Annotated in this window: 23 protein-coding genes; 12 read left to right on the forward strand and 11 right to left on the reverse strand. The window is 67.2% G+C overall.

The window, feature by feature from the left end:
* Positions 1 to 178: 178 nt before the first annotated feature.
* On the reverse strand, positions 179 to 1,831 hold the full coding sequence (locus tag A5696_RS02860) for a PPE family protein (protein ID WP_067873120.1): 1,653 nt from the start codon (positions 1,829 to 1,831) through the stop codon (positions 179 to 181).
* A gap of 293 nt (positions 1,832 to 2,124) precedes the next feature.
* Here A5696_RS02860 and kstR2 point away from each other — a divergent pair, with 293 nt between their 5' ends.
* The 3 genes from kstR2 (at position 2,125) to A5696_RS02875 (ending at position 4,942) form a co-directional block, all read left to right on the forward strand.
* The gene (gene kstR2, locus A5696_RS02865; protein WP_156738227.1) at positions 2,125 to 2,727 is read left to right on the forward strand and encodes a TetR family transcriptional regulator KstR2; all 603 of its coding nucleotides are present in this window, start codon (positions 2,125 to 2,127) and stop codon (positions 2,725 to 2,727) included.
* A 3-nt stretch (positions 2,728 to 2,730) separates the two neighbouring features.
* Positions 2,731 to 3,891: a steroid 3-ketoacyl-CoA thiolase FadA6 gene (gene fadA6, locus A5696_RS02870; RefSeq protein ID WP_067873123.1), complete on the forward strand. Its 1,161-nt coding sequence runs from the start codon at positions 2,731 to 2,733 to the stop codon at positions 3,889 to 3,891.
* A 142-nt stretch (positions 3,892 to 4,033) separates the two neighbouring features.
* A complete protein-coding gene (locus tag A5696_RS02875) occupies positions 4,034 to 4,942 on the forward strand; it encodes an endonuclease domain-containing protein (RefSeq protein WP_067873126.1) in 909 nt (302 codons plus the stop codon).
* Positions 4,943 to 4,963: 21 nt separating this feature from the next.
* Here A5696_RS02875 and A5696_RS02880 read toward each other — a convergent pair whose 3' ends face one another.
* From A5696_RS02880 to echA20, 7 genes are read right to left on the reverse strand one after another with little or no spacing between them, the layout of a single operon-like run.
* Positions 4,964 to 5,704 (reverse strand): hypothetical protein, encoded by a 741-nt coding sequence (locus A5696_RS02880; RefSeq protein ID WP_067873128.1) that lies wholly within the window; start codon positions 5,702 to 5,704, stop codon positions 4,964 to 4,966.
* Entirely contained in the window at positions 5,701 to 6,348 is a 648-nt protein-coding gene (locus tag A5696_RS02885; RefSeq protein ID WP_067873131.1) for a SatD family protein, read from the reverse strand. The genes A5696_RS02880 and A5696_RS02885 overlap by 4 nt, the downstream gene beginning before the upstream one ends.
* Before the next feature lie 42 nt (positions 6,349 to 6,390).
* Positions 6,391 to 6,813, reverse strand: coding sequence for a nitroreductase/quinone reductase family protein (locus A5696_RS02890; RefSeq protein WP_082968889.1), 423 nt, complete (start codon positions 6,811 to 6,813; stop codon positions 6,391 to 6,393).
* 39 nt (positions 6,814 to 6,852) lie between these two features.
* Positions 6,853 to 7,941, reverse strand: a complete 1,089-nt coding sequence (gene ipdC / locus A5696_RS02895; protein ID WP_067873134.1) for a (3aS,4S,5R,7aS)-5-hydroxy-7a-methyl-1-oxo-octahydro-1H-indene-4-carboxyl-CoA dehydrogenase — start codon at positions 7,939 to 7,941, stop codon at positions 6,853 to 6,855.
* Positions 7,938 to 8,684: a cholesterol ring-cleaving hydrolase subunit IpdB gene (gene ipdB, locus A5696_RS02900; RefSeq protein ID WP_067873137.1), complete on the reverse strand. Its 747-nt coding sequence runs from the start codon at positions 8,682 to 8,684 to the stop codon at positions 7,938 to 7,940. The genes ipdC and ipdB overlap by 4 nt, the downstream gene beginning before the upstream one ends.
* Positions 8,681 to 9,565, reverse strand: coding sequence for a cholesterol ring-cleaving hydrolase subunit IpdA (gene ipdA / locus A5696_RS02905; protein ID WP_067873140.1), 885 nt, complete (start codon positions 9,563 to 9,565; stop codon positions 8,681 to 8,683). The genes ipdB and ipdA overlap by 4 nt, the downstream gene beginning before the upstream one ends.
* Positions 9,562 to 10,320 (reverse strand): (7aS)-7a-methyl-1,5-dioxo-2,3,5,6,7,7a-hexahydro-1H-indene-carboxyl-CoA hydrolase, encoded by a 759-nt coding sequence (echA20, locus tag A5696_RS02910; RefSeq protein ID WP_067873142.1) that lies wholly within the window; start codon positions 10,318 to 10,320, stop codon positions 9,562 to 9,564. The genes ipdA and echA20 overlap by 4 nt, the downstream gene beginning before the upstream one ends.
* Positions 10,321 to 10,377: 57 nt before the next feature.
* Between echA20 and A5696_RS02915 the strand changes: the two genes are divergently transcribed.
* Both A5696_RS02915 and A5696_RS02920 read left to right on the forward strand, forming a co-directional pair.
* Complete coding sequence (locus A5696_RS02915) at positions 10,378 to 11,175, forward strand: SDR family oxidoreductase (protein WP_156738228.1); 798 nt, start codon at positions 10,378 to 10,380, stop codon at positions 11,173 to 11,175.
* Positions 11,176 to 11,189: 14 nt separating this feature from the next.
* Entirely contained in the window at positions 11,190 to 12,095 is a 906-nt protein-coding gene (locus A5696_RS02920) for an SDR family oxidoreductase (protein ID WP_067873149.1), read from the forward strand.
* Between the two features lie 211 nt (positions 12,096 to 12,306).
* Here the strand turns inward: A5696_RS02920 and A5696_RS02925 are convergent, their stop codons facing one another.
* From A5696_RS02925 to A5696_RS02935, 3 genes are read right to left on the reverse strand one after another with little or no spacing between them, the layout of a single operon-like run.
* Positions 12,307 to 12,753, reverse strand: coding sequence for a nitroreductase family deazaflavin-dependent oxidoreductase (locus A5696_RS02925; protein WP_067873152.1), 447 nt, complete (start codon positions 12,751 to 12,753; stop codon positions 12,307 to 12,309).
* Positions 12,754 to 12,765: 12 nt separating this feature from the next.
* Positions 12,766 to 13,152: a hypothetical protein gene (locus A5696_RS02930; RefSeq protein ID WP_067873155.1), complete on the reverse strand. Its 387-nt coding sequence runs from the start codon at positions 13,150 to 13,152 to the stop codon at positions 12,766 to 12,768.
* 7 nt (positions 13,153 to 13,159) lie between these two features.
* Positions 13,160 to 14,335 (reverse strand): steroid 3-ketoacyl-CoA thiolase, encoded by a 1,176-nt coding sequence (locus A5696_RS02935; protein WP_067873158.1) that lies wholly within the window; start codon positions 14,333 to 14,335, stop codon positions 13,160 to 13,162.
* 181 nt (positions 14,336 to 14,516) lie between these two features.
* On the opposite strand from A5696_RS02935, the gene A5696_RS02940 reads away from it, so the two are divergent.
* The 7 genes from A5696_RS02940 (at position 14,517) to A5696_RS02970 (ending at position 21,502) form a co-directional block, all read left to right on the forward strand.
* Positions 14,517 to 15,770 carry a cytochrome P450 gene (locus A5696_RS02940; RefSeq protein ID WP_067873161.1) on the forward strand — a complete coding sequence of 418 codons (1,254 nt, stop codon included), beginning with the start codon at positions 14,517 to 14,519 and terminating at the stop codon, positions 15,768 to 15,770.
* A 17-nt stretch (positions 15,771 to 15,787) separates the two neighbouring features.
* A complete protein-coding gene (locus tag A5696_RS02945) occupies positions 15,788 to 16,858 on the forward strand; it encodes an acyl-CoA dehydrogenase family protein (RefSeq protein ID WP_067873164.1) in 1,071 nt (356 codons plus the stop codon).
* Positions 16,849 to 18,012 carry an acyl-CoA dehydrogenase FadE29 gene (gene fadE29, locus A5696_RS02950; protein ID WP_067873167.1) on the forward strand — a complete coding sequence of 388 codons (1,164 nt, stop codon included), beginning with the start codon at positions 16,849 to 16,851 and terminating at the stop codon, positions 18,010 to 18,012. The genes A5696_RS02945 and fadE29 overlap by 10 nt, the downstream gene beginning before the upstream one ends.
* Entirely contained in the window at positions 18,009 to 18,962 is a 954-nt protein-coding gene (locus tag A5696_RS02955; protein ID WP_067873170.1) for a bifunctional MaoC family dehydratase N-terminal/OB-fold nucleic acid binding domain-containing protein, read from the forward strand. Before fadE29 ends, A5696_RS02955 begins: the two co-directional genes overlap by 4 nt.
* Positions 18,963 to 18,970: 8 nt before the next feature.
* Positions 18,971 to 19,360 carry a MaoC family dehydratase gene (locus tag A5696_RS02960; RefSeq protein ID WP_197516875.1) on the forward strand — a complete coding sequence of 130 codons (390 nt, stop codon included), beginning with the start codon at positions 18,971 to 18,973 and terminating at the stop codon, positions 19,358 to 19,360.
* Positions 19,360 to 20,529: a lipid-transfer protein gene (locus tag A5696_RS02965; protein WP_067873176.1), complete on the forward strand. Its 1,170-nt coding sequence runs from the start codon at positions 19,360 to 19,362 to the stop codon at positions 20,527 to 20,529. Before A5696_RS02960 ends, A5696_RS02965 begins: the two co-directional genes overlap by 1 nt.
* Before the next feature lie 127 nt (positions 20,530 to 20,656).
* Positions 20,657 to 21,502, forward strand: coding sequence for a DUF559 domain-containing protein (locus tag A5696_RS02970; RefSeq protein WP_067873179.1), 846 nt, complete (start codon positions 20,657 to 20,659; stop codon positions 21,500 to 21,502).
* The last annotated feature ends 92 nt before the right edge of the window (positions 21,503 to 21,594 follow it).

Below are 21,594 nucleotides of genomic sequence, written 5' to 3' on the forward strand. Positions count from 1 at the left end.
CGGAGTTGAAGCCGGCATCGCCCGGGTCGATGAACCCCGAGATGCCCTGTTTCCGAAGCCGGAACCGTCGCCGTTGACGTTGCCGCCGGTCGATACGTTGTGCAAGTCCCGGGTTCCCGAAGCCCGTGTTGCCGGCCGTGACCGGCCTTGCGGGACAGTGGGTCTCGCTACCGATCGGTTACGGCAACATCCGGCTGAGACCGAACACGCCGGATGCGCCGGTGATCGCGTTGAACATGCCCGATGCGTATCCGCTGGCGGCGGTGCCCAGGATGCCGTTCGGGTCGGGCAGGATGTGGTTTCCGATGCCCGAGACGTGGTAGTTGAAGACCGATCCGCCGGTGACCGAGTTGAAGAAGCCGGAAACGAAACCGTTGAAGTTTGCTCCGCCGCTGGCCGTGTTGAAGAAGCCCGAGACGTCTTCACCGACGTTGCCGAAGCCCGAGTTCTGCAGTCCCGAGTAGTTGGTGAAGCCGACGCCGGTGTTCGTGAGGCCCGAGTTCCACATTCCGGTGTTGACGGAGCCCGAGTTCCCATCACCCGTGTTGTCGCTGCCCGCATTCCAGTTCCCCGTGTTGTCGAGGCCCGCGTTGCCGAAGCCGGTGTTCTGAGCGCCCGAGTTCCCGAAGCCCGTGTTGAACTCCCATGAGTTGCCGAAGCCGTTGTTGCCGAGGCCGGAGTTCCCCACCCCGATGTTGTTGCTGCCCGAGTTTCCGAAGCCGATGTCGTTGATGTGGCCGAGGTTGAGGGTGTTGGCACCCGTGTTGAAGATGCCGACGTTGCCGCTGCCGGAGTTGAAGAAGCCGATGTTGTTGGTGCCGGAGTTGCCGATCCCGATGTTGCCGGCGCCCGAGTTCAGTCCGCCGAAGCTGATGTGGTTGGTCGCGGTGTTGAAATAGGTGTTGCCGATGCCGATCTCGTTGCTCCCGGTGAGCCCGAAGCCGATGTTGTTGTTGCCGGTGTTCCCGCCGCCGATGTTGTTGTTGCCGAAGTTCCCGCCACCGCGGTTGCCGTTGCCGCTGTTGCCGAACCCGAAGTTGTTGTTGCCGTTGTTACCCATGCCGACGTTTTGACCGGTGGTGGCCGAGCTGCCGGCGTTCCCGAAGCCGATGTTGCCGAAGCCGGCGTTTCCGGCGCCGAGGTTGCGGTTGCCGGTGTTCCCGTTGCCGACGTTGTGGTTGCCGATGTTTCCGCTGCCCAGGTTGGAGCTGCCGGCGTTGCCGTTGCCGGCGTTGCCGCTGCCGGTGTTGCCACCGCCGAGGTTGGCATTGCCGATGTTTCCGGCGCCGAGGTTGGGCAGGCCGGCGAGCAGGTCCTGCAGCGTCTGCGCGGGTGCCAACTGCGCGGCCGCCGCGGACGCCCCGCCGTGGTAGCCGACCATCGCCGCGACGTCTTGGGCCCACATCGCCTCGTAGTCGCCCTCGAGCTGGGCGATGGCCGGCGCGTTGAGGCCGAACCAGTTCGACATCACCATCTGCACCAGCGAGTTGCGGTTCAGTTGCACCAGCATCGGGTGCACCGTCGCCGCCCGCGCCGCCTCGAACGCGCTGATCACCGCGCGGGCCTGCCCGGCCGCCGAAGCCGCCTGCGACGCCGCCGCGCTCAACCACCCGCTGTACGGAGCCGCCGCCGCGGTCATCGCCTGTGCCGCCGGGCCCTGCCAGGACTGGCCCGCCAACCCGGACGTCACCGACGCGAAGGATGAGGCCGCCGAGCTCAGCTCCGAGGCCAACCCGTCCCAAGCGGCCGCCGCTTCCAGCATGGGAGCGGATCCCGCACCAGCAAAGATCAATGCCGAATTCAACTCCGGGGGCAGAACCAAAAAGCTCATTTCAGTAGCCTCCTAGCCGTTCGGCCTGCCGCCGCCGCGGCCGGCCTTAGTTGATGGGGGACTGCTCCTTTGGTAGCGATTGCTGCCGGGCGTGCCTCAGCCGGGGGCCACGCAAGACGTGGCGCACCGGTCGGCTAACGGTGTGTCGCCCACCCCACAGCAAATCGGCACGTTGCGAGATTACGACGCGACGTCCGAGAGCGGGCGTTTTCGGGGAAATTGACCGACGATTCGATGGGCGGGAGGGTGGCGCCGCATTGGCCGAGCAAGCGCTTGGTTGATACCCTGATCGAGTGGACCGTGTGGCCGGTCAGGCAAACAGCCGCCGCGACGAGTTGTTAGAGCTCGCCGCGACGATGTTCGCCGAGCGCGGTTTGCGCGCCACCACGGTGCGCGACATCGCCGACGGTGCCGGCATCCTTTCCGGCAGCCTGTATCACCATTTCTCCTCCAAGGAGGAGATGGTCGACGAGCTGCTGCGCGGCTTCCTCGATTGGTTGTTCGCCCGCTACCGCGAGATCGTGGACAGCGAATCCAATCCGCTGGAGCGACTCAAGGGGCTGTTCATGGCGTCGTTCGAGGCCATCGAGGATCGCCATGCCCAGGTCGTCATCTACCAGGACGAAGCCAAGCGGCTGCTGTCGCAACCGCGGTTCTCCTACATCGAGGACATGAATCGCCAGCAGCGAAAGATGTGGGTCGAGGTGCTCAATCAGGGCATCGATGAGGGTTACTTCCGGCCGGACGTCGACGTCGACCTCGTCTACCGTTTCATCCGTGACACCACCTGGGTGTCGGTGCGCTGGTATCAGCCCGGCGGACCGCTCACCGCGCAGCAGGTGGGGCAGCAATATCTCGCCATCGTGCTTGGCGGCATCACCAAAGAAGGAGTCTGAATCATGCCCGAGGCGTACGTCATTGACGCTGTACGTACCGCGGTTGGCAAGCGCAACGGCGCCCTGGCCGGGGTGCACCCCGTCGACCTCGGGGCCTATGGCTGGCGCGGACTGCTCGACCGTGTCGACGTCGACCCCGCCGCCGTCGACGACGTGATCGCCGGTTGCGTCGACGCGATCGGGGCGCAGGCGGGCAACATCGCCCGGCTCTCGTGGCTGGCCGCCGGCTACCCCGAAGAGGTTCCCGGTGTCACCGTGGACCGGCAGTGCGGCTCCAGCCAGCAGGCGATTTCCTTTGGGGCGCAGGCGATCATGTCCGGCACGGCGGACCTCATCGTGGCCGGCGGCGTGCAGAACATGAGCCAGATCCCGATCTCGTCGGCGATGACCGTCGGCGAGCAGTTCGGGTTCACCTCACCGACCAACGAGTCCAAGCAGTGGTTGCACCGGTACGGCGACCAGGAGATCTCCCAGTTCCGTGGCTCGGAGCTGATCGCCGAGAAGTGGAACCTGTCTCGCGAGGAGATGGAGCAGTACGCGCTCACCAGCCACGAGCGCGCGTTCGCGGCGATCCGCGGCGGGCACTTCGACAACGAAATCATCGCCGTGGAAACCGAATCCGGGCCGTTCCGGGTCGACGAGGGCCCCCGCGAGTCGTCGCTGGAGAAGATGGCCGGGCTCAAGACGCTGGTCGAGGGTGGCCGGCTGACCGCGGCGATGGCCAGTCAGATCTCCGACGGCGCCAGCGCGGTGCTGTTGGCTTCCGAGCAGGCCGTCAAGGACCACAAGCTGACCCCGCGGGCGCGCATCCACCACATCAGCGCCCGCGCCGCCGACCCGGTGTTCATGCTGACCGGACCCATCCCGGCCACCCGGTACGCGCTGGACAAGACCGGCCTGTCGATCGGTGACATCGACACCGTCGAGATCAACGAGGCCTTCGCGCCGGTGGTTATGGCCTGGCTCAAGGAGATCAAGGCCGACCCGGAAAAGGTCAACCCCAACGGCGGCGCGATCGCACTCGGTCATCCCCTCGGCGCGACCGGCGCCAAGCTGTTCACCACGATGCTAAACGAGCTCGAGCGCATCGGCGGCCGCTACGGCTTGCAGACGATGTGCGAGGGCGGCGGCACGGCCAACGTCACGATCATCGAGCGGCTGTAGCTCTCTCGGCCGAACCCTTCGCGCCGAGCCCTTCGCGCCGAGCCCTTCGCGCCGAGCGTGAAATCCACGACGCTTCAACGGCGTGCCGCGTCGTGAATTTCACATTCGGCGGCTTGTCGGTCCGGGTTGGCAGCATGACTGCATGGCGGAGCTGTTTTTAGTCACTGAGGCGTTGGCGGCCAAGGCCATGCCCGAACGGGCGATGCGGTCGCTATACGAGGTGGTCTACCCGGGCGTTTACGGTTCCGTCGGCGTCGAGCTGACCGCTCGCGAGCGAGCGCGGGCGGCATGGCTCTGGTCGCGACGCCAGGCGGTCATCGCCGGCACATCGGCGGCCGCGCTTCTCGGCGCCAAGTGGATGAGCCCAGCACTCGATGCGGAGCTGATTCACGGCAACCGGCACCCGCCGCGTGGCATCGCAGTGCACTCCGAAAGCTTGCTTCCCGCGGAGGTTGCCGAAGTCGAAGGTATGCCCGTAACAAATGCCGCACGAACGGCTTTCGACATCGGGCGGTGGACGTCCTCGCGGCTGCATGCTGTCCAGCGGCGCGATGCGTTGACGAATGCGACCGACGTCAAGATCGCTGAGATCGAGGCCGTAATCGCTTCGCATCGCGGTGCCCGGGGCTTGGCACGCCTGCGAGGCGTAACGCCGCTCGTCGACGGCGGCGCGGAATCGCCGCAGGAGACGCGAACCCGGCTGGTGTTGATCGACGCCGGACTTCCCGCGCCAAAAACGCAGATCAGGGTGTGCGACGAATACGGTGACTTCGTTGCGCGCATCGACATGGGGTACCGCGAGCTGCTCGTCGGCATCGAGTACGACGGACCGCAACACTGGACCGACCCGGCCCAGCGCCAACGCGACATTGATCGGCACGCCGCATTGCTCGACTTGGGCTGGACGATCATCAGGGTGAGCAGCGAGCTGCTCCGTCATCGGCAAGGCACGTTCATTGCCCGGGTGGTCGCCGCGATGCGAGCCGCGGGCTGGCGACCCTGTTCGCCGAGCGTGAATCCCACGACGCTGCAACGGCGTGTCGCGTCGTGAATTTCACACTCGGCGTTGAAGTTATCGGGCGGCCAACACCAACGCAATCCCGGTGAGCGCCAGCAGCCAACTTGTGAAGCTGCCCACCAGAAAGTATTCGGTCACCTCGTCGATCCCGACGTCACCGTTGCGGTTCTTCTGCGCGCTCAGCTCGGGAAAGCGGATGATGCCCTTGGCGGCGACCACGGCGCTGGCCGCGGCCACCTGCCCGCCCACGCCGAGGCTGAGGATCAGCAGCCGTTCCATCGGGCCCAGCAGTCGGCCGCCCTTGAGCCGGTCCGACGGCTGGGGCTCGCCGGCCGGGCGCACCGCCCCCACCGAGCCGAGCACCAGGCGCACCAACTGATTTCCGGTGGCAAACTGCACCAGCACCACCCCGATGACCATGACCAGCCGGGTGGGCGTTACGTGGCTCAGGGGCAGCTGCACCCAAGCCGACCACCGCCCGATGACGCCACCGACCGCCGACGGCCATCCGGACAGCACGATCAGCAGCGTCAACGCCGCGGCGAACACGGCCAACGGGGCCGCTTGCTGCCGGCCGCTGCGCTCGCTGCGCAGGCACAGCCACTCCCAGGCGACCGCCGCGACCGCGGCGACCACGAGCAGCGGGATATCGCCGCGGTGCCACAGTGCGCCCAGCGCCGCGCACGCCCCCACCACGACGGGTCCGGCCGCCAGCGGGAACCACGCCGCGCCGACCACCCGGCGGCACAGGTCGGCGATTCCGACGGCGAGCAGCAGGACCGCAACGGCACTCACGGCACATCCCGAAGATACTGGGAGGCAACGACAATCATGTCCAAACCGTCGCGGGCGGCCCGCTGGGACACCGCGGACGGGCTGATGCCCTCGGCCACCGCGAGCTCCTTTTTGGTGCGCCCCGTCATCAAGCCCCTCACAATCCGCAACGATCTTTCATCGAGCGATCCAAGCAGATGGTCCCGACAAATCAGGGCCGCGTTGACGGCCGCGACGTCGGTGCGCGTGTCGCCTGCTGCCCGGAATGTCGTGCGCACCAGCGTGAAGCCGGGCTGTCGCTGAGTCTCGGCGGTCTGCTGGATGGCCTCTCGGGCGGTCCACCAGCCCGGGCCGTCCTGGATTCCGGCGTCGGCGTCCAGCACGGTGACCGCGCCCCAGCCGATGCCGAAACGAACGTCGATCTCCGGGGCAAGCAGAAGGCGGACGGTCAAGGCCGCGTCGATGGCGGCGCCCACCGTGGGGTAGCTGCCCTGGAATTCGTCGCCGACGGTGAAGGCGGGTGGGGCGGTGGCGCCGGCGGCGACCCGGTCCAGCGCGGTGGCGACGCGGAGCTGAAGTGCGACCCGGTCGTCGGCGCGCCTGGATCCCACCACGTCGCCGATCAAGGTCGCACGAAGTGAAGGGGGCCCCTTCACCCTAGCCATATGAAGATTATAGCTTAACTAACGCAGAAATTAGAGCATAGCTTAATCGGCGGTCCGGTCTCGGACCTTGAGGAACTGCTCTATGCCGACCCGCTGGAAGGTGCGGCGCCGTTGGTCGGACAACAGCGGCAGGGCCGCGGCCGCGTCGATGATCTCCGGCTGGACCACGTCGTAGCTCTCGCCCTGGACCGCAATGGTCGCGCGACCCGCGGCAAGGACGTTTTGCAGCCAATCCACCCGGGTGCCATACGGCAGCGGGACGACGAAGCCGTCGGCCACGCGCTCGGCGACGACGGGTGTGGCGTACTGCTTGCCGGACCGCCGTCCGGTATGCGTGATCGCCGCCGCATACCAGTTCTTGTGGCCGGCCAGGCGCAACATCAGGGGGTTGAGGAGGTATTTGTTGGAGGTGCGAAGCGCGTTCAACAGCGGGGTGGGCCAGGAGCTCGGGGCCAGCGTCATCATGCATCCAGGATGCCGCCGCGCGAGCCGCCGGGGCCAGGGTCATTGGTCCCCGGGTGATGCCTCCTCGATGTGCGCCGCCGCGGCCTTCAAGTGGGTGACGGCGTCCCGGACGATCGCCTCGATCAGTTCCGCGCACGACGGCAGGTCGTCGAGGATCCCGGCGACCTGGCCGGAGGCCAGCACGCCCGCCTCGGTGTTGCCCTCGACCAGCCCGGCTTTGAGCAACATCGGGGTGTTCGCCGCCATCACCACCTGCGACCAGGTCAGGTCCTTGCCGTGCCGCATCGCCAGGCCGTCGCGGATCATCGACGCCCAGGTCATCTGCGACATCTTCTTGAACTTCGCCGCGTTGCCCACCGCCGCCGCGAAACCCCTTACCGGCGAACCGCTTTCCAGCCTCTCGACCAGTCCGGTGCGCAGCACCCGGTGCGGCATGCCGTCGACCCGCGTGGTGACCACGGTGCCGTCCAGTGCCGCCTCGAGGTAGCGCCGTTTCACCGCGTCGGGCACGGTGGAGTCCGAGGTGAGCAGGAAACGGGTGCCCATCGCCACGCCGGCGGCGCCGTAGGACAACGCCGCCGCGAGCCCGCGGCCGTCGAAGAATCCGCCCGCCGCGATCACCGGGATCCCGGTGCCCTGCACGGCGTCCAGCACGGACGGCAGCAGCAGCGTGGTCGCGACGGGTCCGGTGTGCCCGCCGCCCTCGCCGCCCTGCACGATCATCGCATCGGCGCCCCAGCCCGCCACCTTGCGCGCGTGTTTGGCCGCCCCGATCGACGGGATCGCCACGGCCCCCGCCTCTTTGAGCCGGGCGATCAGCTCCTGCTTCGGCGCCAACGCGAAGGACGCCACCTTCACACCCTCGCGGATCATCAGCTCCACGCGGTCACCGGCGTCGGCGGCGTCGGCGCGGATGTTCACGCCGAACGGCTTGTCGGTCGCGGACTTGACCTTGCCGATGGCCGTGGCCAATTCGTCCAGCGTCATCGTCGCCGAAGCCAGGATGCCCAGTCCGCCCGCGTTGGCCGTGGCCGCGACCAGCCGGGCTCCGGCCACCCAGCCCATCCCGGTCTGCACCACCGGATGCTCGACACCGACCAGCTCGGTCAGCGGCGTGCGCAGCCTCATGAACGTATCTCTCGGTCGCGCAACGCCTTCGGGTCGATCACCTCGCGGATCAGGTGCAGCTCGTCGTCGGTCGGGAGCCTGCTCTCCTCGGCCTCGTCGAGGCCGTCCACCTCGAACGACGTGTTCTCGCGGACATCGGCGGCCGCCACGCCGGGGTGCAGGGACACCGCCCGCATGGTGTGATCGGGGCCGTTGAAGTCGAACACCCCGAGGTTGGACACCACCCGATACGGGTTGGCGAAGCGGAACGCCGGGTTGCCTGCGTCGATCTTGTCCCAGCCGATGCCGCAGACCACGTCGACCGTCTCGCAGAACACCCGCTTGGAGTGGTTACCGACCCAGTAGCTGGTCGCGTGGTTGATCGCGTTGCCGGGCGCGCCGCGCAGCCCGAACATCTGCCTGGTCGGGTGCTGCAGCGGGCCGAACGCCGAGATGTTCTGATTGCCGTATCGGTCAACCTGATTGGCACCCATCACGACATGCCGCCGCCCCCAGGCCAGCGTCTCGAACACCCGGCCGAACGGCATCCAGCCCTCGACAGGTCCGGTCTTGCCCAGAGCCGGAGTGTCCGCCAGCAGCTGCGCCTCGCCGTCGGTCAGCAGGATGTCCGGCGAAAAGGTCAGCCGGGCCAACCGGGCGCCGACGGAGGCCATGTTGGTCATGGGGCTGACCATGATTTCGCCCGCGTCCCTGAACAAGTCGGCGCAAGCCACCGCGCAGATCTCGGCTCGGGTGCTGCTCACTTGACGGCCTCCTCTGCGAACGCGCGCACCGCCGCCTGATAGTCATCCTCGCCGCCGGACAGGTAGGTCTGGACGAACTTCCGCCAGCCGTCATCGGTCGAGGCGGCTTCGGCGTAATGGCGCTGGAACTTCTCGTCGCGGCCGTAATCGGGTGCGGCGGTGGTGAAGTGGGCACCACCGGGCGCTTCGACCACCGCGTCCACCATCATCCGGTTCACCAGCAGCGCCTGCGGTGGCACCGCCTTGACCAGCTCCTCGGTGGACACCACCCGCTCCACGGACAGGTAGCGCCGTTCGGCGGCCATCAGGTAGAGGTCGTCGAAGTAGGGGTCGATGCCGGTGTAGGCCGCGTTGCCGCGGCTGTCACCGAGATTGAGATGCACGAAGGCGGCGTCCAAGCGCAGCGCCGGCATGGCGATCAGCGTCTCGTGCCCGCCGCCGGGCGCCGGATAGGGGCTGGTCACCGTCTGCAGCTCGCCCGCCCAGAAGTCCGGGACCGAACTGCCCAACCCGGCGCGAATCGGCAGGAACGGCAACCGGTTTGCGGCGGCCTGCAGCCCGCACCGCAGCATGCCCTCGTCCATCTCCCGGGCTTCGACGGCTCCGCTGGTGCGGGCCTTGGCGAACCAGGGGTCGTAGAACGGCGGGGAGTCCAGCGACACGAAGCCGTAGTGGGCGCGCTTGACCTTGCCCGCCGAGCACAGCAGTCCCAGGTCGGGCCCGCCGTAGCTGACCACGGTCAGGTCCGTGACGTCGGTGCGCAGCATCGCGCGCACGAACGCCATGGGCTTGCGCCGCGATCCCCAGCCGCCGATGCCGATCGTCATGCCGCTGCGCAGTTGCGCGACGGCCTCGTCGAGGGTGGTCCGCTTGTCGCTCAAGACTTTTCGCCCTTCGTCGTGCCGGCGAACGCGTCGCGGTGTTCGTCGGACACCCCGGCGAGGTTGAGCTCGAACGTAAAGCCCTGTTCCATGCGGTAACTCGAGTTGACCCGCTGCACGTCAATGAGGTTGAGCGCCTCCTTGGCGGCGCGGATGACGCGCGTGTCCTTGGCGGCGATGTCGCGGGCCACCCGCAACGCGGCCTCGTCCAACTGATCCCGGGGCACCACCTCGTGCACCGAGCCGAAGTGCTGCAGGGTGGCGGCGTCGACGGTGGCGGCGGTGAAGAACAGCCGCCGCATCATGTGCTGCGGCACCAGCCGGGACAGGTGGGTCGCCGCGCCGAGCGCGCCGCGCTCGACCTCGGGCAGGCCGAAGGTGGCGTCATCGGAGGCCACGATGACGTCGGAGTTGCCCACCAGGCCGATGCCGCCGCCGACGCAGAACCCGTTCACCGCGGCGATCACCGGCACGGCGCATTCGTAGACGGCGCGGAACGCGGCGAAGCAGCCGCGGTTGGCATCGATCAGGGCGGTGAATCCCTCGGTGCGCTGCATCTCCTTGATGTCCACACCGGCGTTGAAGCCCCGGCCCTCCGCCCGCAGGATCACCGCGTGGGTCTCGGGATTGGCGCCGGCGGCCGTGATCGCGTCGGCGAGTTCGAACCAGCCGCGCGACGGAATGGCGTTGACGGGCGGGTAGTCGACGGTGACCGCGACGATGCCCGGCTCGGTGGTGGTGGATGTGATTGTCATTGCACTTCCTGGGTGGGCTGACTACCTAAGCAAGCACTTGCTTGGTACGCTAGCACAGTGACTCCCGCCGAAGCAGGCTCGCCCCTTTCGGAAGGCATCAACCTGGGGCTGGCCGGGCGGGTGGTGTTGGTTACCGGGGGAGTGCGCGGCGTCGGCGCCGGAATCAGCTCGGTGTTCGCCGAGCAGGGCGCGACGGTGATCACCTGTGCGCGACGGCCCGTCGAGGGCTTGCCCTACGAGTTCCACTCTTGCGACGTGCGCGACGACGACGCGGTCAAGGCGATGATCGATGCGATCGTCGACGCGCATGGCCGGCTCGACGTCGTCGTCAACAACGCGGGCGGTTCGCCGTACGTGCTGACGGCTGAATCCAGCGCGAAGTTCAACCGCAAGATCATAGAGCTCAATCTCATTGGCGCGCTGTGGGTTTCGCAGCATGCCAACGACAAGATGCAAAACCAAGCGCGCGGCGGGTCGATCGTCAACATCTGCAGCCTGTCGGGGCGGCGGCCGTCCCCCGGCACGGGGGCGTACGGGGCGGCCAAGGCCGGACTGGAAAGCCTCACGCAGACACTGGCGGTGGAGTGGGCGCCGAAGGTCCGGGTGAACGCCTGCGTGGTCGGGATGGTGGAAACCGAACAGTCGGAACTGTTCTACGGTGACGCCGACTCGATCGCGGCGATCTCGAAGAACGTGCCCCTGGGCCGGCTGGCCAAACCGCGGGACGTTGGTTGGGCCACGGCGTTTTTGGCCTCGGATGCGGCGTCCTACATCAGTGGCGCCACGCTGGAGGTGCACGGCGGCGGAGAGCCGCCGCACTACCTGGCCGCAACGAACGCGAGCGCGATCAAGTAGAGGAGACAAGGAATATGGGATTGGTCGACGGCCGTGTCGTCATCGTCACCGGAGCGGGCGGCGGTATCGGCCGCGCGCACGCGCTGGCCTTCGCGGCCGAGGGCGCGCGCGTGGTGGTCAACGACATCGGGGTGGGCCTGGACGGTTCGCCCGCCGGCGGCGGCAGCGCGGCGCAGGGCGTGGTCGACGAGATCAAAGCGGCCGGTGGGGAAGCCGTCGCCGATGGATCGAACATCGCCGACTGGAATCAAGCCGCCGGTCTGGTCCAAAACGCGATCGAAACCTTCGGTGGGCTCGACGTTTTGGTGAACAACGCCGGCATCGTCCGGGACCGGATGATGGCCAACACCAGCGAGGAAGAGTTCGACGCCGTCATCGCCGTGCACCTGAAGGGCCACTTCGCCACGATGCGCCACGCCGCGTCGTACTGGCGGGGCCTGTCGAAGGAGGGCAAGAAGGTCGACGCGCGGATCATCAACACCAGTTCCGGCGCGGGGCTGCAGGGCAGCGTCGGGCAGGGCAACTACAGCGCCGCCAAGGCGGGAATCGCGGCGATGACCCTCGTCGGCGCGGCCGAAATGGGGCGGTACGGCGTGACCGTCAACGCGATCGCGCCGTCGGCGCGCACCCGCATGACCGAGACCGTCTTCGCCGAGATGATGGCAACGCAGGACCAGGATTTCGACGCGATGGCGCCGGAGAACATCTCGCCGCTGGTCGTCTGGCTCGGCAGCGCCGAGTCCCGCGACGTCACCGGCAAGGTGTTCGAGGTCGAGGGTGGCAAGATCCGCGTCGCCGAGGGCTGGGCGCACGGCCCACAGATCGACAAGGGCGCCCGCTGGGATCCGGCCGAGCTCGGTCCCGTCGTCGCCGACCTGCTGGCCAAGGCGCGGCCGCCGGTCCCCGTCTACGGCGCGTAAGGCGCCTCGTCCGCGCCGAGCGTGCACTCACGGCAAGATTTCCGCCCGCCGATTTTGCGCGCTGGCTTCACGCTCGGCGCGGCGGTTCGCACACCACCAATGGGATCACCCGCGCCGACCCGGCCGCACACCCCGATGCGGACGCGCGCAAAGTACTTGAGCAGCAGCGCTATTGGTCGGGAATCGCGGATACCGTGTCGGCTCGACAACGTTACGGGTCGCAGATGACGATCGGGATGGTCCGGTCGGTCCAGGATTGATAGTCGTCGAACGACGGATACATGTCGACCAGCTTCGGCCAGTACTCCGCACGCTCTTCGGCCGTCGCGTCGCGTGCCTGCAACTGCAGCACCTCGTCCTTGATCTGCACGGACACTTTCGGCTCCGCCTTGAGGTTGAGGTACCACATGGGGTGCTTGTCGCTGCCGCCCCTGGAGGCAACGAGGATGACGCGGTCACGCTCCCGCAGGTAAAGCAGCGGGCTGACCCGCGGTTCGCCGGTCTTTCGTCCGGTCGTGGTCAGCAGGGCGACCGGGCTCTTTTGGAAAGTGCCGCCGAGCTTTCCGTTGCTGCGCTTATAGATCCAGGCGTTGCCGCGTGACATCCACTTCATGAAGACGGTGACCCAGGGCGAATTCAGTGCTCGTGGTTTTTCCATGTACTCGATGCCTCAACGCTGAATGAATGGGTGGAACCGAACCTTGATGTGGTGGATTGCCGCCTCGCCGCTTGGGCTTTCGGCCGGGATGACGAAGGTCTCGTCGACCCGCGCCCCCAGGCGACGACCGCCGACGGCCGCCTTCGTCAGCACCGCGTAGGTCGCGTGCACCTCGTCGCCCGCGATGCGGTAATCCGGCGGCGTCGCGTCGGCGATGACCCGGTACTGAGGTCCGCGATTGAGGCTGCGCCGCAAATGCTTTCCCGAGAACCCGTTCTTGATCCCCTGCTCGATGCGAGTACAGCCGTCCGCGAAGGGAACGGCATCGCCGTCGTGGCTGACGAGCGCGTCGATGTAGGCCTGCGCCGCGGCGATCCGGCTCTCCTCCGGGACGTCCACCGACGCGCTAGATGCGCTCGATGATGGTGCCGGTGGACAGGGCGCCGCCCGCGCACATGGTGATCAGGGCGGTGGTCTGGTCGGTGCGCTCCAGCTCGTGCAACGCGGTGGTGATCAGCCGGCTGCCGGTGCTGCCCACCGGGTGCCCGAGCGCGATCGCCCCGCCGTTCACGTTCACCTTGGCCATGTCGGGTTCGTGCACCCGTGCCCAGGACAACACCACCGACGCGAAGGCCTCGTTGATCTCGGTGATGTCGATGTCGCCCATCTTCATCCCGGCCTTCTCCAGCACCTTAGCCGTCGATTGCACGGGACCGTCCAGGTGGTAATAGGGCTCGGCGCCGACGAGCGCCTGGCTGACGATCCTGGCCCGCGGCCGCAGTCCGAGCGCCTTGGCCTTGTCCTCGTCCATCCACAACACCGCCGCGGCGCCGTCGGAAATCTGCGACGACGTCCCCGCCGTGTGGATGCCGCCCTCGAGGACCGGCTTGAGCTGGCTCAACCCCTCCATCGTGGTGTCGCGCAGGCCCTGGTCGCGGCTCACCATGTGGCGTTCGCTGGTGGGCTGCTTCTGCTCGTCGAGCACCGGCGCCTCGATCGGCGAGATCTCGCGGTCGAAGCGCCCCTCCTCCCAGGCCCGCTTGGCGCGCAACTGCGACTGGAAGCCCCAGGCGTCGATGTCCTCGCGGGTGATGCCGCGGCGCTTGGCGATTCGCTCCGCCGCGGTGAACTGGTCGGGCAGATCGATGTCCCACGACGCGGGCCGCAGGATGCTGCGGTCGGGACCGGCGTTGGCGCCGAGCCCGACGCGGCTCATGGCCTCGATTCCGCACGCGATGCCGATGTCGATGGCGCCCGCCGCGATCAGGCCGGCGACGAGGCCGTTGGCCTGCTGGCTGCTGCCGCACTGGCAGTCGACGGTCGTGGCGCCGACGTGCTCGGGCAGGCCCGCAACGAGCCAGCTCACCCGGGTGATGTTGTTGGACTGTTCGCCGAACTGCGTGACGCAGCCGCCGACGACCTGCTCGACGTCGCCCGCGTCAAAGTCGGCTTGCAAGCCAGCCTTTTCGACCAGTGCCTTTTGCACCGCGCCCAAAAGCTCGGTGGCGTGCAGTCCTGAGAGCCATCCATTGCGTTTGCCGATCGGGCTGCGGGTGGCTTCAACGATTACCGGGTTACCCATGGGGCCAGGCTAGAACACGTTTCATTACTATGACAAGCGACGATGCTTCGTCGCCTTTTTTCTACGGTGGAGGCATGTTTTACTGGCAACAGAGCTCCACTAGGAGAGCTAGTGTCCTGGGATCGCCGATCAGAGGCCAGTCGCCGGACCAGCATAGGACCAGCAGTTAAGGAGAAGTAGCGTGCCCAGCCCCAACCTTCCGCCCGGGTTCGATTTCACCGACCCCGACATCTACGTCGAGCGGATCCCCGTCGAAGAGTTTGCCGAGGTGCGCGCCTCCGCCCCGATCTGGTGGAACGAACAGGCCCCGGGCAAGGGCGGCGGCTTCCACGACGGTGGCTTCTGGGCGATCACCAAGCTCAACGACGTCAAGGAGATCTCGCGGCGCAGTGACGTCTTCTCCAGCTACGAGAATTGCGTCATCCCGCGGTTCAACGACGACATCGCGCGCGAGGACATCGACCTGCAGCGGTTCGTCATGCTGAACATGGACGCGCCGCACCACACCCGGCTGCGCAAGATCATCTCCCGCGGTTTCACACCCCGCGCCATCGGCCGCCTGCGCGGCGAACTCAACGAGCGCGCCCAGAACATCGCCAAGGCCGCGGCGGCCGCCGGCTCCGGCGACTTCGTCGAGCAGGTCGCCTGCGAACTGCCGCTGCAGGCGATCGCCGATCTGCTCGGTGTGCCGCAAGACGACCGCGACAAGCTCTTCCGCTGGTCCAACGAGATGACCGGCAGCGACGATCCCGAGTACGCCGACATCGACGCCAAGGCGTCGTCGATGGAGGTGCTCACGTACGCGATGCAGATGGCCGCGCTGAAGTCGGAAAATCCCGGCGACGACATCGTCACCACTTTGATCAACGCCGACATCGATGGCGAAAAGCTCTCCGACGACGAGTTCGGCTTCTTCGTGATGATGTTGGCGGTGGCGGGCAACGAGACCACCCGCAACTCGATCACGCAGGGAATGATGGCCTTCGCCGACTTCCCCGACCAGTGGGAGCTCTTCAAGAAGGAACGCCCGGAAACCGCGGCCGACGAGATCGTCCGCTGGGCCACCCCGGTGACGTGCTTCCAGCGCACCGCCCTCGAGGACTATGAACTGTCCGGTGTGCAGATCAAGAAGGGCCAGCGGGTGGTGCTGTTCTATCGGTCGGCCAACTTCGACGAGGAAGTCTTCGAAGATCCGTTTACCTTCAACATCCTTCGCGACCCCAACCCGCACGTCGGCTTCGGCGGCACCGGAGCGCACTACTGCATCGGCGCCAACCTGGCCAAGATGACCATCAGCCTGATCTTCAACGCCGTGGCCGACCACATGCCCGACCTGAAACCGCTGTCGAAACCCGAACGCCTGCGGTCCGGTTGGCTCAACGGCATCAAGCACTGGCAGGTCGACTACACCGGAAAATGCCCGGTGAGTCATTGATAGATTCGAAAACGACGATGGACTTCGACCTCACCGCCGAGCAGCAGGCCGTCGCCGATGTGGCGACCGCCGTGCTGGCCCGCGATTTGAGTTGGGACGCCCTGGTCGGCGGCGGCCTGACCGCGCTGCCGGTGCCGGAACGCCTCGGCGGCGACGGCGTGGGGCTGCCCGAGGTCGCCACGGTGCTGACGGAAGTCGGTCGCCACGGCGCGATCACGCCGGCGCTGGCCACGCTGGGATTCGGCGTGGTTCCGCTGCTCGACCTGGCGTCCGACGAGCAACAGGACCGCTTCCTGGCCGGGGTCGCCGAGGGGGGCGTGCTGACCGCGGCGCTCAACGAGCCGGGTGCGGCGCTGCCCGACCGGCCCGGCGTGACGTTCGCGGGCGGCAAACTGTCGGGCACCAAGATCGCCGTTCCCTATGCCGAGCAAGCGGATTGGATGTTAGTGACCGCTGACAGCGCGGTCGTGGTGGTGTCACCCAAGGCCGACCGCGTGCGGTTGCTGCGCGCCCCGACGTCCAACGGCTCGGACGAGTACACCGTCACGTTCGACGGTGTGGCGGTTGGTGATTCGGACGTGCTGGCGGGTGCCGCGGCGCACCGGGTCAACCAGCTGGCGCTGGCCGCGACGGGCGCCTACGCGGACGGGCTGGTGGCCGGGGCGCTGCGGCTCACCGCCGACTACGTGGCCAACCGCAAGCAGTTCGGCAGGCCGCTGTCGACGTTCCAGACCGTGGCGGCGCAGCTCTCGGAGATCTACATCGCCTCGCGCACGATCGATCTGGCCGCGAAGTCGGTGGTGTGGCGGTTGTCCGAGGGTCGCGACGCGGACGACGATCTGGATGTGCTCGGCTACTGGATCGCCTCGCAGGCGCCGCCGGTCATGCAGCTCTGCCACCACCTGCACGGCGGCATGGGCATGGACATCACCTACCCCATGCACCGGTACTACTCCACGATCAAGGACCTGTCCCGGCTGCTGGGCGGGCCCTCTCATCGCCTCGATTTGGTGGCGATCGCGAGCGCGGCGGAGCCGGGCGCGGCGGGTCGCCACCCAGATGACCTGGTGGGAGCGCAATGTTCATAGACCTGACCCCGGAGCAGCGTCAGCTGCAAGCCGAACTGCGGGAATACTTTTCGAACCTGATCTCGTCCGACGAGATGAAGGCGATGGAGCAGGACCGGCACAACGAGGCCTATCGCGCGGTCATCCGGCGGATGGGGCGGGACGGCAAGCTCGGGGTCGGGTGGCCGAAGGAATTCGGCGGCTTGGGCTTCGGGCCGATCGAGCAATCGATCTTCGTCAACGAGGCGCATCGGGCCGACGTGCCGTTGCCGGCGGTGACGTTGCAGACGGTCGGCCCCGTGCTGCAGCAGTTCGGCAGCGAGGCGCAGAAGAAGAAGTTCCTGCCGGCGATCCTGGCCGGCGAGGTGCACTTCGCGATCGGTTACAGCGAGCCCGAGGCCGGGACCGACCTGGCTTCGCTGCGCACCACCGCCGTGCGCCAGGGCGATGAGTACATCGTCAACGGCCAAAAGATGTGGACCACCGGCGGGCACGACGCGGACTACATCTGGCTGGCCTGCCGCACCGACCCGGAAGCCGTCAAGCACAAGGGCATTTCGATCCTGATCGTCGACACGAAGGATCCCGGCTACTCCTGGACGCCGATCATCCTCTCCGACGGTGCCCACCACACCAACGCCACCTACTACAACGACGTGCGGGTGCCCGCCGACATGCTGGTCGGCGAGGAGAACGGCGGATGGCGGCTGATCACCACCCAGCTCAACAACGAGCGGGTGATGCTGGGCCCGGCGGGACGGGTAGCCGGCATCTACGACCGGGTGCACGCCTGGGCGTGCAAGCCGGGCAGTGACGGCGTCACGCCGATCGATCACCACGACGTCAAGCGGGCGCTCGGCGAGATCAAGGCGATGTGGCGAATCAACGAGCTGCTGAACTGGCAGGTGGCCGCTGCGGGCGAGGACATCAACGTAGCCGACGCCGCGTCGACCAAAGTGTTTGGCACCGAGCGCATTCAGTACATCGGTCGGCTGGCCGAGGAGATCGTCGGCAATTATGGCAACCCCGCCGATTCGGACACCGCGGAACTGCTTCGGTGGCTCGACTCGCAAACCAAGCGGAACCTGGTCATCACCTTCGGTGGAGGCGTGAACGAAGTGATGCGTGAAATGATCGCGGCCGCCGGCCTCAAAGTGCCGAGGGTGCCCCGATGACGGATATCGCCGACGCCGTCGCGGAGATCAAGGCGGCCGGCGATCCCAAGCCGCGCGCCGGCCGCGACCCGGTGAACCAGCCGATGATCAACAACTGGGTCGAGGCCCTCGGCGACCGCAACCCTATCTATGTCGACGAGGACGCGGCCCGCGCGGTCGGTCACCCCGGAATCGTCGCGCCGCCGGCCATGATTCAGGTGTGGACGATGTTCGGCCTCGGCGGGGAGCGTCCGAAGGACGATCCGATGGGCCCCATGATGAAGCTGTTCGACGACGCCGGCTACATCGGCGTGGTCGCCACCAACTGTGAGCAGACCTACCACCGCTACCTTCAACCGGGCGAGCAGGTCAGCATCACCTCCGAGATGGGCGACGTGGTCGGGCCCAAGCAGACGGCGCTGGGCGAAGGTTATTTCATCAACCAGCACATCATCTGGCGGGTAGGTGACGAGGACGTCGCCGAAATGAACTGGCGCATCCTCAAGTTCAAGCCGTCCGCGCCGGGGCGCGCCGTCCCCGACGACCTCGATCCCGGCGCCCTGATGCGTCCCTCGTCGTCGCGGGACACCGCGTTCTTCTGGGAGGGCGTCAAGGCGCACGAATTGCGGATTCAGCGCCGTCCGGACGGAAGCCTGCAGCACCCGCCGGTGCCGGCGGTGTGGCAGGCCAAGTCCGATCCCATCGACTACGTGGTGGCCGGCGGCACGGGCACGGTGTTCAGCTTTGTGGTGCACCACGCGCCGAAGGTGCCCGGACGCACGCTGCCCTTCGTCATCGCCCTGGTGGAGCTCGACGAAGGGGTGCGCATGCTGGGCGAGCTGCGGGGGATCGAGCCGGCCCGAGTGCAGATCGGAATGCCCGTGCGCGCAACGTATATCGACTTCCCGGCCGGGGACAGCGGACCGGAATGGACCCTCTACGCCTGGGAGCCTGCGGAGGCCGGGGCATGAGCGCACCGGTGATCGAGGTGGGCACGGTGTTGCCCGAGCTCAAGCTCCACGGGGATCCCACTTTCATCATCTCGACGGCGCTGGCCACCCGCGACTTTCAGGACGTGCACCACGACCGGGACAAGGCGCAGGCCAAGGGCTCGAAGGACATCTTCGTCAACATCCTCACCGACACCGGGCTGGTGCAGCGCTATATCACCGACTGGGCCGGTCCGTCGGCGCTGATCAAGTCGATCGGGCTGCGGCTCGGGGTGCCGTGGTACGCCTACGACACGGTGACGTTCTCCGGTGAGGTGACCGCCGTGGAGGGCGGGTTGATCACGGTGAAAGTGTTCGGCCGCAACAGCCTTGGCGACCACGTCATCGCGACGGTGACGCTGACGATGGGGGATGCGTGATGTTTTCCGGCCGGGCCGCCATCGTCGGGATCGGGGCAACCGACTTCTCGAAGGACTCCGGGCGCAGCGAGCTGCGGTTGGCGGCCGAGGCGGTGCTGGACGCGCTGGGCGATGCCGGCCTGAGCCCTGCCGACGTCGACGGGCTGACCACGTTCACGATGGACAGCAACACCGAGGTCGCCGTCGCGCGTGCGTGCGGGATCGGTGACCTGAAGTTCTTCTCCAAGATCCACTACGGCGGCGGGGCGGCGTGCGCGACCGTTCAGCAGGCCGCGATGGCCGTCGCGACCGGGGTGGCCGACGTCGTGGTCGCGTACCGGGCCTTCAACGAGCGCTCCGGCATGCGGTTCGGCCAGGTGCAGAGCCGGTTGGCCGGTGACGGTGGGGCCCAAGCCGATTCGACGACGGCCGACAACGCCTTCTCATATCCGCACGGGCTTTCCACGCCGGCCGCGCAGGTCGCCATGATCGCCCAGCGCTACATGCACCTGTCCGGCGCGACGAGCCGGGATTTCGGGGTGATCTCGGTGGCCGACCGCAAGCACGCCGCCAAGAACCCCAAGGCGTACTTCTACCAGAAGCCGATCACCATTGAGGATCACCAGAATTCGCGGTGGATCGCCGAGCCGCTGCGGCTGCTGGACTGCTGCCAGGAGACCGACGGTGCGGTCGCGATTGTGGTGACCTCCGTCGAACGCGCGCGGGACCTCAAGCAGCGACCGGCCGTGATCGAGGCGGCGGCGCAGGGTTCCAGCGCCGACCAGTACACGATGGTCAGCTACTACCGGCCCGAGCTCGGGCTGCCCGAGATGGGTGTCGTGGGCCGGCAGCTCTGGGAGCAGTCCGGGTTGTCGCCGTCGGACATTCAGACCGCGATCTTGTACGACCACTTCACGCCGTTCACCCTGATTCAGTTGGAGGAGTTGGGATTCTGCGGTCGCGGCGAGGCGAAGGACTTCATCGCCGACGGCGCCATCGAGGTGGGCGGACGGCTGCCGATCAACACCCACGGCGGCCAACTCGGTGAGGCCTATATCCACGGGATGAACGGTATCGCCGAGGGCGTGCGGCAATTGCGCGGCACCTCGGTAAACCCGGTGCCCGACGTCGAGCATGTGTTGGTCACGGCCGGCACGGGTGTGCCGACGTCGGGCCTGATCCTGGGGTAATCCTCTGCTGCCGTGCCGAACGCGCGGCTAGCCGCACGTTCGCGTTCGAGTGTGCGGCCAGCCGCACGTTCGGCGAACTGTTGATAGTTGAAGTGACGTTGATGGCACTGCCTGCGAGGCTGCCGTCGTGCGCGAGCCATTCATCGGCAACGAGGCCATCGCGGCAGGCGCGATGTCCAAGTCCCAATTGGCTACCCGCTTTCGTCGATTGTTCCCAGACGTCTACGTGGAGCGTGATGTCGGCATCACCGCCGCCCTACTCGCCAAAGCCGGGTGGCTGTGGACCGGACGCCGAGGTGTTGTCGCGGGATTTGCCGCGGCCGCTCTGCATGGCAGCAGATGGGTCGATGATGGACTGGTCGTGGAGTTGATTCACGACAATCGGCGCACTCCGCCTGGAATCCAGGCACACGGGGACCGTATCGACGAGGACGAAATCAAGCTGGTGGGCGGTGTGCCGGTCACTTCGTCGGTCAGGACGGCACTGGACTTCGGCTGTTGGTATCCGACCATGACGGCGGTGGCCGGCATCGACGCCCTCGCCAGAGCAACAGAGATCAAAGCTGCCGATGTTGAGCTGCTGGCTCGGAGATACCCCGGGCGCAGAGGCATCGTGCGAGCCCGCCAAGCGGTAACCCTGTTCGATCCGGGTGCACAGTCGCCCAAAGAGTCCTGGTTGCGCATCGTGTTGATCCAGGCGGGCCTGCACAGACCGCAGACACAGATTCCGGTGCGCGACGAGGCTGGCAATGTGTTCGCTTACCTCGACATGGGCTGGGAGGACCTCAAGATCGCCGTCGAATACGACGGCGATCAGCATCGCAGCGATCGCCGCCAATACAACTGGGATCGCCGGCGACTGGAGAGGCTCGACCGACTCGGGTGGACCGTCATCCGGGTGGTGTCAGGGGACCGGCCCGCCGATATCGTTTGCCGTGTTCGTGACGCAATGGCCGGGCGAGCGTGCGGCTAACCGCACACCCGCCGCCGACGGTGCGGCCAGACGCACGTTCGGCGCGCAAAGAAGGCGCCCAAAGAAGGCGCCCAAAGGAAGGCGCCCAAGGA

This window comes from Mycobacterium sp. E2699, from assembly GCF_001666745.1.
GTDB lineage: Bacteria > Actinomycetota > Actinomycetes > Mycobacteriales > Mycobacteriaceae > Mycobacterium.